Source organism: Catenulispora pinisilvae, assembly GCF_015356865.1.
In the GTDB taxonomy this organism is placed as follows: domain Bacteria; phylum Actinomycetota; class Actinomycetes; order Streptomycetales; family Catenulisporaceae; genus Catenulispora; species Catenulispora pinisilvae.
This window is the reverse complement of record NZ_JAAFZA010000023.1, coordinates 57162-73599: the sequence shown is the minus strand read 5'-3', so window position 1 is coordinate 73599 and position 16438 is coordinate 57162. Positions and strand designations below refer to the sequence as shown.

4 protein-coding genes are annotated in these 16438 nt (G+C 69.3%); all 4 read right to left on the bottom strand.

Annotation, left to right across the window (positions count from 1 at the left end):
- Positions 1–267: 267 nt before the first annotated feature.
- A complete protein-coding gene (locus IZR01_RS09215) occupies positions 268–1152 on the bottom strand; it encodes a hypothetical protein (protein WP_194923606.1) in 885 nt (294 codons plus the stop codon).
- Positions 1145–1699: a SigE family RNA polymerase sigma factor gene (locus IZR01_RS09210; protein ID WP_194895292.1), complete on the bottom strand. Its 555-nt coding sequence runs from the start codon at positions 1697–1699 to the stop codon at positions 1145–1147. The genes IZR01_RS09215 and IZR01_RS09210 overlap by 8 nt, the downstream gene beginning before the upstream one ends.
- Positions 1700–1858: 159 nt before the next feature.
- Positions 1859–4363 (bottom strand): right-handed parallel beta-helix repeat-containing protein, encoded by a 2505-nt coding sequence (locus IZR01_RS09205; RefSeq protein ID WP_194923605.1) that lies wholly within the window; start codon positions 4361–4363, stop codon positions 1859–1861.
- 25 nt (positions 4364–4388) lie between these two features.
- Entirely contained in the window at positions 4389–16319 is an 11931-nt protein-coding gene (locus tag IZR01_RS09200; protein WP_194923604.1) for a WXG100 family type VII secretion target, read from the bottom strand.
- Between the last annotated feature and the right edge of the window lie 119 nt (positions 16320–16438).

Here is a 16438-nt window from a genome sequence, read left to right as displayed (position 1 = left end):
AGGCCCTGATTCAGACCTGCCGGAGTTGAAGAGGCCTGAGGTGCGCCGGGATCGTGAATGCGTAAACCGGCAGCCGACCAACCCACCCACCGCCCCGAACCCCGAACCGGCACAAACATGACCGAAGGCCGTAAAAATCGCCTTTCAACCCACAGCCAAACCGCAGCCCGGCTCGCAAACTCCAGCCGCCCGAAAAAGACCCGAACCCCGAACAACCCCAGCCCTACCATTTGCTCCTACCGGCCACTCCACCAGCTACCCCTACGCTCACCCCCAAGCCCCAACCGACCGACGCGAGTCCGTAGGCGGCAGCTGGTACGGGTAGACGCCGTAAGGCAGGTAGTGCCCGGCGCCCTGGTCCAGCACAGTGCCGGCCGCGTCGTACGCCACGATGCGCGTGACGTCGCCCGGGCCGGTGACCGGGAAGGTGATGAAGCGGAATCCCTTGACCTCGACCGTGTGGTAGGTCGTCGTGGCGCCGCCCGAGGTCACCGCGTAGTGGTCGACGCGGGGGTCTACGACGGCGGTGACGACGCCCAGGTTCGCGGCGTACCAGGGATCTACCATTGCGGGCTTGCCGACGGCGATGGCGGGGGGCTGTGCGGGCAGGCCCCTCGCGCCGATGCCGCCCTGTTTTCCGTGGTCGTAGTTGACGCTGACCCACACCGGGCCCGAGGCTGGCAGGTTCGCCGCGATGTCGTTCCAGAGCACTCGCGGATACACCTGCTTGAGGTCGGCCGCCGAGGCGAACACGGCTACCTTGACGGTCCACGCGTGGTCGCCGAGGGTGCCGGATCCGATTTGCACGGCGTTTTCGAGTACCTTCTGGAAGTCCTGCGGGCTGGGGGTGCCCGTGGCGCCGGACGTCGCGGAGGGCGAGGGCCCGGATCCGGCCGCCGCGCCCACCGAACTGGTCGCCGCAGCGTTGCCCGGTCCCCCCGGGCCGCCGGTCATGGACACCACTCCCCCGGCCAGCACTGTCACCAGCCCGACGACGCCGACCGGGGCCCCCACGTGCCGCCTGCGCCGCAACGCTGCGCCGCGCTGTCGCACGTCGGACGTGCGCGGCGTGTAGCGGGCCCAGTCCTCCGAGCGGGTCTGGTCGAGGATGGCGCCGCTCAGCACTCCGGCGTCGTCGTTGTAGTCAGACATAGGAAGCCTCCGTGTTCGACGAGGAAGGATCGGGATCGTCGGCGAGTAGTGCCGCCAGTGCCTTGCGGCCTCGGGACAGGCGGGCCTTGACAGTGCCGGACGGGACGTCCAGCTGGGCGGCGATCTCGTCGACCGTCAGATCCGCGATGTGGTAGAGCACCAGTGCCATGCGCTGGTTCATCGGCAGTGCGGCCAGTGCGTCGCGCACTGCGACGGTGTCCGGGTTCGGGCCTTGCGGGTCGCGGGTCACGCCGTGCCTGCGTAAGGCCCGCAGTCCCGCGGCGAAGTGCCGCCAGCGGGAGATGGCCAGCCGGTACGCGGTGGTCTTGACCCAGCCGACCGGGTCACCGCCGGTCGCGGTGATCCGGTCCCATCGGCTCCAGGCCCGGGCATACGCCTCCTGCACGCAGTCCTGGGCCTCGGACAGGTCGCCGATGACGAGATAGAGCTGATGGACCAGGCGCGGGGCGGTGGCCGCGTACACGACTTCGAATGATGATTCGGCCGCGGGCCCGGCCGGGGATCCGACCGGAGGGCCGACCGACATTCCGGCCGCGTCCTGTACGGACGTCGCCTCTTCGCTCATGCGCAAGTCCCTTCGTCGCCACGCTGTAGAACCTTTCAAACACGTTGCACGCACTCGTGGTGCGTGGGGTTGCATGTCTGACGGTCCGCGGTCGGCGCGGCGACGACTCCCCCGGTGCGGCTACCCCGGCACGTCCTCCGCGCGCAGGTGGAACAAGTCCTCGGGGGACACGTCGGTCATCCCCGCGACCCGCTGCGCGTGCAGTTCGGTCATCTGCTGGAACACCTGCCGGGCGGCGCGGCCGTTGCCGAACCCGGCGCCCTTCTGCACGGTGGAGAAGTACGCCGCCAGCGCCGCCTTCGCCGCCAGCGTCAGCTCGTACTGGTGCGTCTTGGTCTGGTGCTCGACGATCTCGACGAGTTCGTCGGGGGTGTAGTCCTCGAAGTTCAGCGTGCGGGAGAAGCGGGAGGCCAGGCCCGGGTTCACCGAGACGAAGCGGTTCATGTCCTCGGGGTAGCCGGCGACGATCACGACCACGTCGTCGCGGTGGTCCTCCATCAGCTTGACCAGGGTGGCGATCGCCTCCTGGCCGAAGTCGTTGGACATGCCGGCCGGGACCAGGGCGTAGGCCTCGTCGATGAACAGGACGCCGCCGAGCGCGCGGCGGAAGACCGCGGTGGTCTTCGGGGCGGTGTGTCCGACGTATTCGCCGACCAGGGCGCCGCGGTCGGCCTCGACCAGGTGGCCGGATTCCAGCATGCCCAGGAATGCCAGGATCCTGCCGTAGAGCCGGGCGATCGTGGTCTTGCCGGTGCCGGGGTTGCCGGCGAAGACCAGGTGCCGGCTCAGTGGCGGCGGGGCCAGACCGGCCTCGGTACGGCGCTTCACCATCCGCATCAGGTTGACCAGCGCGGCCACGTCCTGCTTCACCCGGGCCAGGCCGATCAGCGCGTCCAGTTCGGCAAGAAGTTCGTCGACGGTCTCCGGACCCGTGGTGTCGCCTTCGGCCCCGCCCTCCGGCGAGCTGTCGGCTCCGTCGACGGAGGAAGACGAAGCGGAGGAGGATGACGAAGAGGAGGCCGTGACCACAACGCCGGAGACGGGCAGCGTTGAGATCTTCACGTTCTCAGTGACGCAGTCCTCGAACACCGGTCGCGCGTCCTCGCCGAGCGCCAGATCCTCGTTCACATCCCGGATCCGGCACGCCCGGAACACCGGGTCCGCCTCGGACCCGACGTGCAGCGCCGGGAACTCGCTGGCCGAGACGGTGCAGCGGTCGAACAGGCCGTGCCCGCCGTCCTTGACGTAGATGCCGTTCTTCCCGGAGCCGGAGACCTTTAGGCCGGTCACAGTCGGCGAGGCGCCCTCCCACACCACCACGCCGCTGCCGGCCGGATCGGAGATCTCGCAGTCCTCGATCCGCGCGGAGCTGCCGGTGTCGACGTAGACGCCCGCCGAGCCGGCGTCGGTGATGTGGCAGGAGGACAGGATCGGGTTGCTGCCCTTGCCGATCTCGAAGCCGGCCCGCTCGGTGTCGGTGACGGAGACCAGGCGGAACAGGGGCCTGCGACGGGTCTGGACCGCCACCCCGACCCGGGTCGAGGAGATCTCGCACCGCGACACCTCGGCGTCGCTGGCGCCGTCCATGTGGATCCCGCTCATCGCGGCCCCGGTGACCGTGCCGCCCTCGATCCGCAAGCTGGCCCGGCCGGTCGCCCGGAACCCGTGCTCCGGAGTGTCCTGGACGTGGCAGTCCTCTGCGCTGAGCGAAGCCCGGTCATCCGCGTGGTAGGCGCTGAAGGCCGACCGCTCGACCCGGCAGCCGGCGAGCGCCAGTTCCGCGTCGCCGCCGGCGATGATCCCGTTGCCGCCGACGTCCCGCACCGTGGTGCCGGACACGGAGCCGCGGGCCTGCTGCCGACAGGCGATACCGCTGCCGGTCGCGTCCGTGACTTCGCAGTCGTTCAGTTCCAACATGGCGGTGCCTCCGGCGAAGACACCGGTGCGGCCGGTCCCGATGACGCGGCTGGCGGACATCGTCAGCCGGGACGCCCCCTCGATCTGGACCGCGGCCTCGGCCACCTGCTCGAAGGTCGAGTTCGTCACCTGCGCGGCCGCGTTCCCCAGCAGCCGCAAGCCGATCCCGGCGGACGCGGTGACGCCGGAGTCGGTGATCCGCAGCTCCGCGTCGTCGACCCCGGCCACGCCCAGGCCGCCGCTGTCCCGGATCTGACAGCGCTCCAGGGTGACCTGGCTCCGGTCGGCGGCCAGCACGCCGACGGCCGGGCTCTGGGACAGAGTGCATTCGCGGAACGACGGCGTCGCCTCGCTCGAGGCCTCGATCCGCCCCCGCACCACGGCGCAGCGGCCGAACTCGGGCGCGCCGGCGGTGACGCTCACGGCCACCCCGGTCCCGTCCCCGGCGTCGATGGTCACGCCCCACACCCGCACGTCGGCCGCGACCGTCAGCACCGCGCCGTCCGACCCGGGAACCGCCTTGATCACGATCTGCTCGGCCCGCACCCCGGCCGCGGCGGCGATGCTGAGCGGCCGGTCCAGTACCAGGGCCTCGCGATACTCCCCGGCTTCCAGCACCAGCACCGCGCCCGGCTCCGCGGCCCGCACCGCCGCCTCGATGGCACCGTCCCCCCGGCGTCCGGCCGAAACGCGTATCGGGTCTGTCACTTGGTCATCCGTTTCCCTGATCTGACTACGAAGAAGGCGGGGGCGTGAACTTCAGGTTCAACCCGGGGGCCAGCACATCACCGATGAACCACTTCTCGAAAGCCTTTTCGCCGAATGTGATCAGAAGATCGGGAATCCCGCCCTGGTGGAAGAAGCGGCCCGAACCGAGTTGGTGCAGCGCGGTGCGCGGTCCGACCGCCAGCAGCCCGCCGACCAGCGAGCCGGCCATGCCCAGGCCGCCGGCCTGGAGCGCTTCCAGGCCGGACACCTTCACGTGGCCCGCTCCGACCCCGAACACCGAGGCGTTGAAGGCGTTCAAGACCAGTCCACTGATAGCTGTGGTCAGCAACCCGTTGACGCTGTAGTCGTAGAGACCGGAACGCCAGCGGCGCGGGTTCTCGTTCCCGGCCCACTCGTTGTCCCAGGTCTTGTCGTGGTTGTAGGGGAAGCGGCCCCAGAACTTGCCGCTGTCCATGTTGCCGATGCCGTCCTTGATCTTCTTCAGCACCGTCTCCTGCAACAGCCCGGAGGCGCCCTTCACCCCGGAGGAGACGGCGCCGCCGGCGAAGATCTTGCCCCAGTCGCCCCCGGAGAAGTTCCAGTTGTTGGCGGCACCGGTGACCAGGATGTTCGCCATGACGTCGAAAGCGTAGTCCTGGAGGAAGTCCAGGAGCGCCTTCTGTGCCTGCTGGAGGCCCTGGCTGACGAACTTGCCCTCGGTACCGTCGATGTTCCGGTACTCCAGCCGGTTCGGCTCCCGCCACATGCGGTTGTAGCCGCGGAACTCGGTGCCGCCGCCCCGGTATTCGTACTCGCGCCCGCCGGTCTTCCAGCCGCCGGTCCGCCAGCCGCCGCCGACGCCGAAGTCCGGCCGGACGCTCCAGCGGTCGAAGGTGTCCCGGATGTGGATGTAGCCGTTCAGCGACCGGTAGCGGAGCCGGGTGCCGTCGAGCAGGGTCTCGATCCACTGCCCGGAGGCGATGTGGGTCTCGCGGTAGATCGACCGGCCGCCGACCGTGACGTCGACGAGGTCCTTGGTCCGGAACTTGCCGCCGTGGTCGAACTCCTTCCACACGTTCCGGTCCGGCACGCCGTCCTTTTCCGCATAGATCCGCACCTTGCCGTCCGCGGTCGCGCGCAGCACCGGCGGGTCGATGAAGTTCGCGCGGTCCGCGACCGGGACGTCGCGCCAGACCTGGGGATCGGTTCCGGGCCTCGGGTCACGGCCCCACGCGCCGTCGGCCTGCTTCCACTGCCGGATAGCGCCGCTGCCGGAGGACACCTTGCCGTCCAGACCGCGGATGTCGCTGTGCCAGTCGGCGCCGAGTCGGTACGCGGCCAGGCCGCGGCCCTTGTCCAGGGCCCGGATCTCCCTGATCAGCACCGGCTTCGTGGCACCGGGCAGCATCTTGAAGTCGGCGAACGAGTCGTCCCAACTGCCCAGGCCCGGGTGGCTGCGGAACGGGAACCGCAGGCCTTCGTCAACGGCCCCGTCGACATCGGTGACCTGCCATTTCCACTTGCCGGACAACGGATTCCCGCTGCCGATGACGACCTCGCCGGCGCCATTCGGGTGGGCCGTCGGGAAGTGGTCGGTGCGGTCGATGATCAGGCCGATCGGGTCGCGGGTCAGCGCGGTGTTCTGGCCGAGGTGGTAGGTGACGTCGCCGATGTCGTCGGTGGAACGGACGACGGTGTGCGGGGCGTCGGCGAGCGTGTCCGTCCACTGATGTCCGGGGCCGAAGGTCCGGATGCCCTGGCTGATGACCTTCTTGTCGGAGTCGATCTGCTTCCAGTTCAGCGTGCGACCGTCCAGCCGATTCAGGACGCCCCCACCGGCCGCACCGGTCGCCAGGTCCGCGACCGAGGCCCACTTGCCGGTGTCCAGGTTCTTGCCGATCTCCAGCTTGGTCCCGTCGTCCAGCTTCACGACCGAGCGCACCAGGACGCCGGTCTCACCGATCGCGCCGTGCTGGACCGTCATGAAGTCGAACGTGGAGCCGTCCGGGGTCGCCACCCGCATGCCCCCGGCCCGCTGCACCGGCGCGGTGATCGGGGCGGCACCGGGGCCCTCGGCGACGATCTCGTGCTCGGTCCAGGAGTACAGCTGGAACCGGCTGTCCCCGCCGAACACGCCGCCGGCCGGGAAGTCCACGCCGCCGAACAGACCGCGGTTCGGGATGTCGAGCTCTGCGAAGTGCTTGGCGAACCAGGTCGGGATGCGCTGCTCGGCGACCCGCTGGAGCACCAGGATCCGGTTCGGGCCGATGAACTCGCTGGAGCCGGTCTCCTTGTCCTGCGGCGAGATCTCCTTGTAGGTGTAGCGGGTCTTGATCGGGTCGCCGGGCCTGCCGTCCTTCAGGTCGATGGTGTGGTCCTGGAAGTGCAGGCTGTGGCTCCATCTGCTGAACGCGCTCCACTGCTTGGCGACGACCACCTCGATGCGCGCGCCGGGCTCGCCGAAGGACAGGGTGTCGTGCCAGCCGTCGCTGCCTTCGTACTCGCGGATGCCCTTGGCGAGGAAGTTCCCGTCCTTGTCGTAGCGGTTCCAGACCCATACGCCGCGCAGGTTCCCGAGGCCGCGTTCGGCGCGGATCAGGCCCTTGTCGAGCGTGACGCGATAGTCGCGAGCCAGTGAGCCGTTCTCGTAGAAGTCCTTGAAGACGGCGCCGTCGGCGTTGGTGCCGTAGATGCGCTTGCCGGAGTAGAGCAGGTCCCGGGTCGGGCCGTCTCCCTGCCATTCGAACCAGTGGCGCTTCCCGTCCTGGGCGCGGAACACCTCGACGAACCGGCCGTCGCCCAGGTTCTCCTTCAGGTAGAAGGGCTTCTTGTCCTCGCCGATGAGGGCGATGTCGCCGTTCGGGCGGATCGTGACCGGGCCCTTGCCCAGGTATGGGCCGCGCGTGCCGTCCCACAGGTGGGCGGCGCCGTCGGGGTCGGTGGCCGAGAGCTTCACCCAGCGGCTGTTGAGGTGGTCGATGGCGTAGACGTCGCCGTTCGGGAGGCCAGCCCGGTCCAGGACGGTGATCTGCGACCACGGGTCCGCCGGGGACGGCGGTTTGATGTCGTGGACGGCGTCGACGAAGGCGCTGACGGATTCGATGACGCGCGCCGGGTCCGGGGTGGACCAGGGGTTGTGGGTCAGCGGGTCGACGTCGAAGACCGGCTCGACGGCGGGGACCTCGGTGCCGGTGGTGGTCAGGTCGGTGGTTGGCTGCTTCACCACGGGTGGCTCGGTGGTGGGCGCCTTGAGCGCGGGTGTCTCCAGAGCGGGCGGTGCGGGCGGTTCCAGCGCGGGCGGCGGCACTACGGTCCGGTCCTCGAAGACGAAAGTGGTGGCGGCCTGGGTGAAAGTCGCGTCCAGCAGGCCCTGACGCCGCGGGTAGTCCGTCAGCCCGCCGTCTTCGGGGTCGTAGACCCGGACCCCGCCGCCGTCCAGCAGCACGGCCGCCTTGGCGTGGCCGGCCGTCGAGAAGACGATCCGCGTCCCGTCCGGCAGCCCGGCCAGCCGGATGCGGAAGTCCGCGGCACCCACCTGGATCGCCGGGCGGTCGCCGCTCAGCGCCGCCACCGTGTAGTCGTCGATCATCGCGATCGAGCCGTGGACGCCGTGCGCATCGCCGCTCATCCACTGCGTGACGGTGTGCACGGCGTCGTCCTGGAGCGGCCGGCCGAGGTCCTTGAAGCCGAGCGAGAGATCGTGCCCGGTCTGGGTGAGCCAGTGCACTGACAGGTAGCCGCAGAACTGGCCGAGCGACTGCGCGTCGCCGGTCGTCGCCCGCACCTGGAGGTGGAGGTGGTCGTCGATGTTCGGCGCCACCAAGAACGGGTTCTGCAGGACGGGATTGTGCTCGTCGTCCTGGACCGTGACGTGGTAGTCCCGGTCGCCGATCGCGAAGTTCACGTCCCGCGCCCAGGAAGACACAGTCGCGTCGGCCATGTCCAGGTCGGGCAGCTCGACGTGCAGGTCCGAGCGCGGCAGGCCCAGCAGCTTCATGGCCGAGAACAGGTCCGAGCCGAGCGGGTAGGAGACGCCCGCGGCGTCGCCCGGCAGGAACAGCTTGAACGTCGCCTTCCCCTCCGGTACCGGATCAGAGGACAGGTCCTTCGGCGCGTCGGTCCAGAAGTGGTTCGCCGAGATGATGTTGTCCACGACGTCCACGCCGCGCGGCACGTCGCCGGTGAAGGTGAGTGCGGGCCGGTCGTCGAGCGAGTTGATGTTGTGGGTGGCGCCGATGGTCGGCACCTCCAGCCGGGTCCGCAGCATCTCGGCGACGCCCTCGGCACCGCACCCGATCACCAGGATCGGCATGCCGGGGCGCCAGTCGGTGACGCCGGAGGTGAGGAAGTCGTGCGCGAGCCCGGCCGGCAGCAGCTTGCCGTTGACGAACAGCTCGTCCGAGGGCTTCTCGAAGTGCGTCATCAGGCGGAACACGCCCTCGTAGCGCGGGACGCCGTCCGAGAGGCGGAGGTCGGCGGGGCGGTTGGAGAGCAGGAGGCTGTCGTTCAGGACGTAGCCGTGGCCCGGGAGGTCCGGGTGGAAGAACTTGTTGTCCTGGACGTAGGCGCCGGTGGGTGTGACCTCGGCTTCCATCGGGGTGTGGACTTCGAGGTCCGGCACCTCGGCGCCCGCGTCGGCCGGCTCGTGCATCGTGATGCCCGCGTCGGCCGGCTCGTGCATCACGACATCGGCATCGGCCGGCTCGTGCACCACGACGTCGGCATCGCCGTCGCTCAGGCTCAGCTTCTCGATCCCGTGGATGAGCTCGTCGATGTCCTTGCCGGCGTCGGCACTCCAGGTCCCGGTGGTCCCGACCAGGCCGGAGATCCACTTCTCGAAGACGTCCAGGTCCTTGAGCGTCGGCGCCGCCAGCCCGGTCAGGGTGTGCACCGCGTCCCGGATCTGCGGACCGTTCGGGCCCTGCTCCCAGATCTTCCGGCTGGCCAGGCCGAGCGCCCGCACGTTCGCGTCATTGCCGACCGCCATCAGGTCGGAGAAGCCACGCCACTGAGCAAGGTGCGTGTCGACCTTCGCCAGGTTCGCGACGATGCCCAGGCGGGTCGGGCCCGAGGTGTCCTTGAACAGATCCTGCTTGGCGAAGGCGTACAGCATGTTCTTCATCGGCGGGTTCTTGCCGCCGAGTGCCGCGCCCCAGTCGGCGAGCTGGTCCAGGAAGTGCGTCCCGCCGTCCGGCCCCGCGTGGTCAAGGCCCTGATAGAGCAGTGCCTTTCCGGCGGACAGTGCGTCGGCGGCGCCCTTGACGCCGGTGGTCAGGACCAGCGGCTCGCTGACCTTGAGGAACGGCTTGAGCGACGCGGCGTCGGCCAGCAGGGTCAGGCGGATGTGGACGCCGTCGGTGACGCCGGTGCTGAGGGTACCGAGCGGCGTGCCCGGCCCCACAGCGTCGTCGAAGCGGACGATGTCGATCTCGGACGCGCCCGCCGCGCCGAACCGGTCCTTGAGGTCGTCCAGGGCGCGGGTGTCGGACAGCGCAGCCGTCCAGTGGTCCGCGTAGCCCACACCGACGTGCACGATGTCCACGGTCGGTGTGCCGCCGCGCTCGATCCGCGTGATCACGTCCACGAAGTCGTGTCCGGCCAACGGATTCGCGACCGAGCCCGCGTCGCTGTGGCCGAAGTACAGGCGGCGCGGCGCCGCACCGCCGGGGAACAGCTGGGCCTTCAGCGCCGATCCGATGTCAGGGTCCTGCTTGAACGCCGTCAGCCGCCAGTCCCGCGCGGCCTGCGGATCCTTCGCCTCCAGACCGGTCAGGTTCCGCAGATAGCTGCGCAGATCCTGATCGATCGGGATGCCGTTCGACTTCCAGTCCACGCCGATACCGGTGAGATGTCCGTCCTGCGACAAAGCCGTCTTCAGCGACTCCGGCGGCGGCAGGTGCGCGGCGAACACCTTGTCGGCGAAGGCCTTGAGCCCGCCCTGGACCGCGGCCAGCCCGTCGCCGTGCGCGGCCAGCTTGTCCAGGTAGTCCAGGGTCGAGGTGGACAACGCCGGATCGAAGCCGAGCCGGCGCATGGCCTGGTTGAAGTCCGACCCGAGCAGGTAGGGCTCGATCTCCTTGTCGCCGGGCAGGAACAGCTTGAACCGCGCGCCGCCGTCAGCGCCGGCTTGGAGCACATCCGGGGTGGGCCGCCATTCCGGTTGGTTGATCCGCCGGCTCGGCCCGTCCAGGCTCCAGTCCGGCTTTCCGGTGTAGTTGATCCCGTCGTGCGTCATGACGAAGGTGTCGGTCTCGCCGACCGTCGGGGTGTGCAGGTCGGTGCGCAGCGCCGCGGCCAGGTCCTCGGCCCCGCAGCCGACCACGACGATCAGCTGGCCCGCGCGCCAGGGCAGCAGCCCGGACTTGAAGTAGCTCGCGACCAGGTTGTGCGGCACCGAGACGTCGTTGACGTGGGCCTGGCCCTTGGCGTCGTCGAAGTGCGTGACGAGCTTGAAGACCCCGTCGTAGTTCGGCAGCTTCGCGGCCAGCGCGATGTCCTCGGGCCGGTTCGACAACAACAGCCCGCCGGGCAGGATCCGGCCGCCACCGGGCAGATCAGGGTGGCTGAACACGTCGCCGTCGATGCCGGGCTCGGCGCCGCCCGGGTGCGGGTCCGGGCCCGGGTGATCGGATCCGCCGTCCATCGCCTTCCCCCAGTCGGCGGGCAGGAGATCCATGTGCGCCTGCCCGGCCGCGTCGAAGCGGACGGTGATGACCACCGGATCGGACTGGCCGAGGAAGTGGCCGGGGATGACCAGATCGCTTTGGATGAGCCGTTTCGCGTTGGCCCAGGGCGCGTTGAACGCGGCCTCGATGTGCTCGACCAGCTGGGCGAAGTCGCCGCTGACTTCTTTCTGGAGCCCCGGCGACTTACTGAGGTCGACGACCACCCGGACGTTCTTGTCGCCGTAGGCCGACAGCTTGGAATCGACGGAGGCCCGCACACCGGTGCCGACGTCGGCGAAGTTCTTCACCTCGGTTTTCAAGTGGTCGCCGACGTTCGTGACCGAGGTGTAGAACGTCACGGCGTCGTCGCCGATGCCGTTCACACCACGCTGCGGGAACACCCCGTCTGGCCCGGGCAGCAGGTAGTCGGGCTTCTTCCCGCTGGCGTTGAACGGCCACGGCCGCAGGCCGCCGTCGCCGCCCTGCACCTCGGCGATGAGCTTGGCGTTGACCGATTCCAGCGCGTCGTTCAACGCCGAGGACGGGAACGAGCTCCCGGCCGGCTGGCCGGTCTTGGGGTTGATCTTGATGTGGTGGTCGAAGAGGTTGCCGAGCAGCGGCCGGGCGTCGGCTGAGAACTTCCCCGGATCGCCCAGGCTCGTCTGCAACGCGTCGAGGTCGGCTTTCAGCTGGGCCTTCCCGCCCTGGTCGAGCTTGTTGAACAGCTTGGTGATGAGCCCGTTGCCGCCGACGGCCTTGCCATCCTTGACCGTGCCGATGCTGAAGATGCCCTTGCCGGTGAACATCTCGTCGACCTCGCCGTGCCAGGCCGCGTTCCAGCCGCCCATGTCGACCGGCCGGCCCCACGTCCCGGCGACCGTCGAGGACTCCGGGTGCGGCTGGGGAACAACCGGCCGGCTGTCCAGGGGCCGCGCGTCATACGGCTGCACTTCCAGCGACGTCTTCGGAATCGGCGCGCCGGGCCCGTTGGTGAACACGTCCGCGCCCTGCTGTTCCTTGGCCAGCCAGTTGTCGGCGTCGCGGCCGTTGCCCCACACGTCGTGGAACCCGTGCGTGAAGTCCGCCCGGAACTGCTGCGCGAGGTGGTCGAACTTGGCGCCGTCGCCGAGCAGTTCGGGGGCGTGGGACAGCTCGTCGAGCAGACGCGCCTCGAAGTCCAGGCGGCCGGGGACCGCCGAAATTAGGGAGCCGAGCCGGCCGTCGATCCCGGCCAGCACCGAGCGGATCGCCTTGGCGTCCCCGCCGGCGCCGGTCCAGAACGTGTCAGGGATCTTCGACGCCTCCTTGGTGTCGGCGTCGAACTCCTCGCGGACCCGGCCGAGGTCGCCGTCGTTCAGATCGCGCAGCCCGGCCGGGCCGTGCCAGTCCTGCAAGCCGCGGTCGAACCCGTCGCCGGCCGCGTCGAGGCGGGAGGAGATCCGCAGTTCCAGGTCGAAGCGGGCCGGCAGGTGGTCGGCCAGGGCGTCGATGATCGGTTTCGCCTCGGCCGCGCCCAGGTGGTCGGTGAGGTCCCGGGAGATGGTCCGGAACTCCGCGGCCAGGTCGGTGAGGCGGGCGGCGGAGAACCCGGTGTCGATCGGGACGTCGTGGCCGAGCCAGTCGCCGTAGGCCTTCTCGAAGGCGTCGGCCTCGATCTTGCCGAGTCCGGCCTCCTTGTCGAGTTTCACGCCGAGACCGGCGAGGTAGTCGTCCAGGCCCTTGCCGAACGCCGCGACGTCCAGGCCGCTGCCGTCGCCCAGGCCCCGGCGCGCGCCGCCGAGCAGGGTCGCCAAGTGCGCGTCGAAGTCTTCGGTGATCTTGGAGAAGCCGAAGAAGGCCGGGGTCTTGCCGGTCTTGGCCGCCCAGTCCCTGATCCCGTCCTGGAACTTCAGGTTCGCCTGTCCCTTCAGCGCCGCCGCCTCGGGACCGGAGGCCAGCCGGTGGTCGGCACCGTCGAGCAGATTCCCGGTGAGTTTGTCGAAGGCCGCCTGGTCGTTCAGGACCGCCGGACCGGCGTCTCGCAAGGCCTTGTCGAACTCGTCCCGCAATGCCTTCAGGTCGGCGGGTGCGACCGGGCCGTGGTCCTCGCTCCAGTTGTCGATCTTGTCGTCCAGCTTGGCGATCGCGATGTCGATCTTCGGCCCGATCTGCTTCTCCAGCTGGATCTTCGGCTGGAAGTCCTTCGCCAGATCGATGCGGGCCTGGCTCCAGGCCGCGTCTTTGTCGATCGGGTGCAGGTGGCCCAGGGTGTTGCCGAAGATGTCGCCGTTGTCCTTCTCCCAGCCCAGCCAGTTCTTCGCCACGTCCGGGGTCATGCCGTGCGGCATGCCGTTGGGCAGGCTGTGGTTGGACAGGTAGTCCAGCACGATGTTCTCGCGGAACTTGGCGGCGTCGGCCGGGGCGCCGTCGAAGGCGTGGGCCGCGTCGGCCAGCACGGTGCGCAGGTCGGCCTCCAGGCCGATCTTGCCCTCGAAGTTCTTGAGCACCTGGTTGTAGATCTGCGGCCGCGAACCCGGCGGGATCTTGCGCAGGTCCTGGGCCAGGTCCTGGAAGAGCTTCTGGAAGCCGGCGTCGCCGAGCAGTGCCGCACCTCGCGGGTTCGCGGTGGCCCAGTCGGAGGCGATGCCCCGGCCCTTGAGCCCGTTGGTGTTGATCTTGGAGACCTTGACCAGCTGGTCGGCCAGTTTGTCGTCGAGACCGTGGGTCAGGGCGTGGGCCAGCCCGGCCTGGATCTCCGGGGTGAACTTCAGGTCGTTGGCCTTGGCGTTGTGGAAGAGCTGGTCGGCGCTGCCCAGGATGTCCTGGCGGATCTGCGCGAGCTCGGCCGGCGGCAGTCTGCCCGCGATCTCGGCGTTCTCGCCGAGTCCGTGCTCGAACGCCACGCCGACCCTGTGCATCCAGTCGTCGCGCTCCATCGCCTTGCCGAGCGCGTTCTGCAGGTCGGCGCGCAGGGTCTGCTTGAGGGCGGACAGGTCGAGGCCGGGGGCGAAGGCGGCGTTCTTGCCCGACCAGGCCCGGTCGAACCCGGCCCCGAGCCGGGCGTCGATCTCCAGGTCGAACTTGACCCTGCCGTCGATGCTCAGGTGGCCGTAGCCGGGATCGTCCCGGATCTCCCTGCCGATGCCGTCGATCCAGCCGGTCCGCTCGAACTGCCGGGAGAACTGCTTGGGCAGATTGTCGATCAGCCGGTTGACCTGGAGGTCGGACAGCCGGGGATCGACCACTCGCGGGTCGCGCCAGCCGGTGTGCACGTCCTTGATCTGGGTGAGGAAGTCGGCGCCCATCTTGTTCAGCGTCTCGGGCCCGACCTTCCCGGCGTAGGCCGCGACCTGCTGATCGAAGGCCTGCTTGCCGAGCGCCAGGTGGTCGGTCACGGAGATGACGCCGTTCGGGGCGGCCACCGCGATCGGCTCGGCGCGGACCGCGACGTTCTCCAGGCCCACACCGTGCAGCGCGCCGGTCGCCCCGGCCAGGCTGTGGTCGACGTCGCCGGTCAGTGTCTTGATGTCGGCCATGGACTGCTCGACGAGGTTCGCGCCCTTGGCGTCCACGTTCTTGACCAGGCTGAGCACGTCGTGGAGCGGGGCCACGGCGGCGTTGCCGAGCGCGGAGGCCGCCAGGTCGACCTTCGGCAGCACCGTGTTCAGGTCGGCGCCGGCCAGGTGCTCCATGCCGGTGAGCGCGGGCACCTTCGTGGCCCCGAGCTCCTTGGCGACGGCGCTGAGCGAGATGTCGTCGCCGATCTTCACCACGGCCACGCTCTCGGCGTGGGTCAGGTTGCTGAGCTCGATCGGCTTGAAGGCGCCGTCCAGCATCTCGATGCCGTGGATCGGCCCCGCGCCGAAGCCGCTGATCGGCAGTTTGCCGAGGCCGCCCAGGTCGCCCATGTCCAGGTGGGTGTCCGGCAGACCGTTCTTGACCAGGGAGTTGATGGCGTCGATGTCGTTGATCTTGATCGCGGTCAGGAACTTGTCCGGGACCAGGAGCGTGCCGTTGGGCATCTGCACCCAGGCGGTGCCCGCGGCGGGCTTGAAATCGTGCATGGCCTTCACGTCGATCACGATCTTGGCCAGCATGTCGCCGGACAGGTTCAGGCCCTTGGTGAGCTGGAAGAGCGTGAACTTGTCGTCGAGCATCTTGTCCACCGTCACGATGCCCGGCAGGGTGCGCTCGAAGGAGCGCCACAGCGCGCCGGTGAAGTCCAGGGCCGTGAACTCGTCCTTGGTCACCGGCAGGAACAGCCGGACGAACCGGCCGGTGCCGATCTCGGTCAGCACGAAGTCGATGCCCTCGCCGATCCCGGTCCCCAGGTACTTGAACCCGGTGACCAGGAACTCGTCGACCATCGAGAACTTGCCGAAGGCCAGCATACCGACCTTGCCGATGACGTTCGGGAATGTCAGGACCTTGTCGAAGACCCACATCCCGCCCTTGAGGGCCAGCGCGCCGAGCACCTTGATCGAGCCCAGCAGCCCGATGGTGGTGAAGTCCACGAGCAGGGTCGAGAAGTGGTCGAAGACGTTGATGACCCCGCCGCCGAACTTGTCGGCGGCCCCGATGATCTTGATCATCCCGTTCTTCAGCATGTTCGCGATGTCGCCGCCGATGCCGCGGGTCATCGGGGCGACGATGCCCAGGAAGCTCAGGAACAGGCCGAGGAAGTTGGTGTCGCCCTTGGCGAAGTCGACGATGGTCTTGATGAACAGCGCGATGTTCGCCATCCAGGCCACGATCGCCAGCGGGCCGCCGAAGATCAGCCCGAGGATGCCCAGGGCCAGCGCCAGCCACTGGAACGCCTCCCAGAAGATCTCCGAGGAGGTCAGCGCGCTGGCCAGTTTCCCCTGCGCGTCGGCGATCGCCGAGGCCGCGGTGTTGGCCGCCGCGGTCAGGTCGGTGCCGGCCTGTTTCGCGGCGTTCGTGTACTGCGTCAGGCCGGGGTCCTTGTCCGGCAGGCCCTGGGCCTTGGCCAGCGCCGTGTCGGCGTCGCGCTGGTGCTGGGCCAGGGCATTGAGATAGGTGTGCAGGGCCGGCGCGGCCTCGTCCATGCACTGCTGCATGCCGCGGAAGAACTTCTGGAGCTGGTCGCTGATCTGCCCGCGCAGCGCGTCGGCGGACTTGCCGGTCCAGCCGCCGTCGACGTTCTTGACGATCGCGTTGATCGTCGCCTCCATCTGGTCGGCGCTGTCCTTGACGCTGTCCAGCGCCTTGCACACCGCCGCCATCGTGGGCTGGTCGCCGGGGGTGGGGTCCTGGTCCAGTCCGAGCTTGGACCAGTCTGTGGGCCGGGCCACGCGGCCTCCTCCGGTTCGTCGCGGTGTTCCGAACGGGGGTACGTATCCGGGCCCGCGGATGGTTCTCCCAATCCGGCGCCGGAACCGAGAACCTTTTCCGACGGCCGGTGCGTACCACC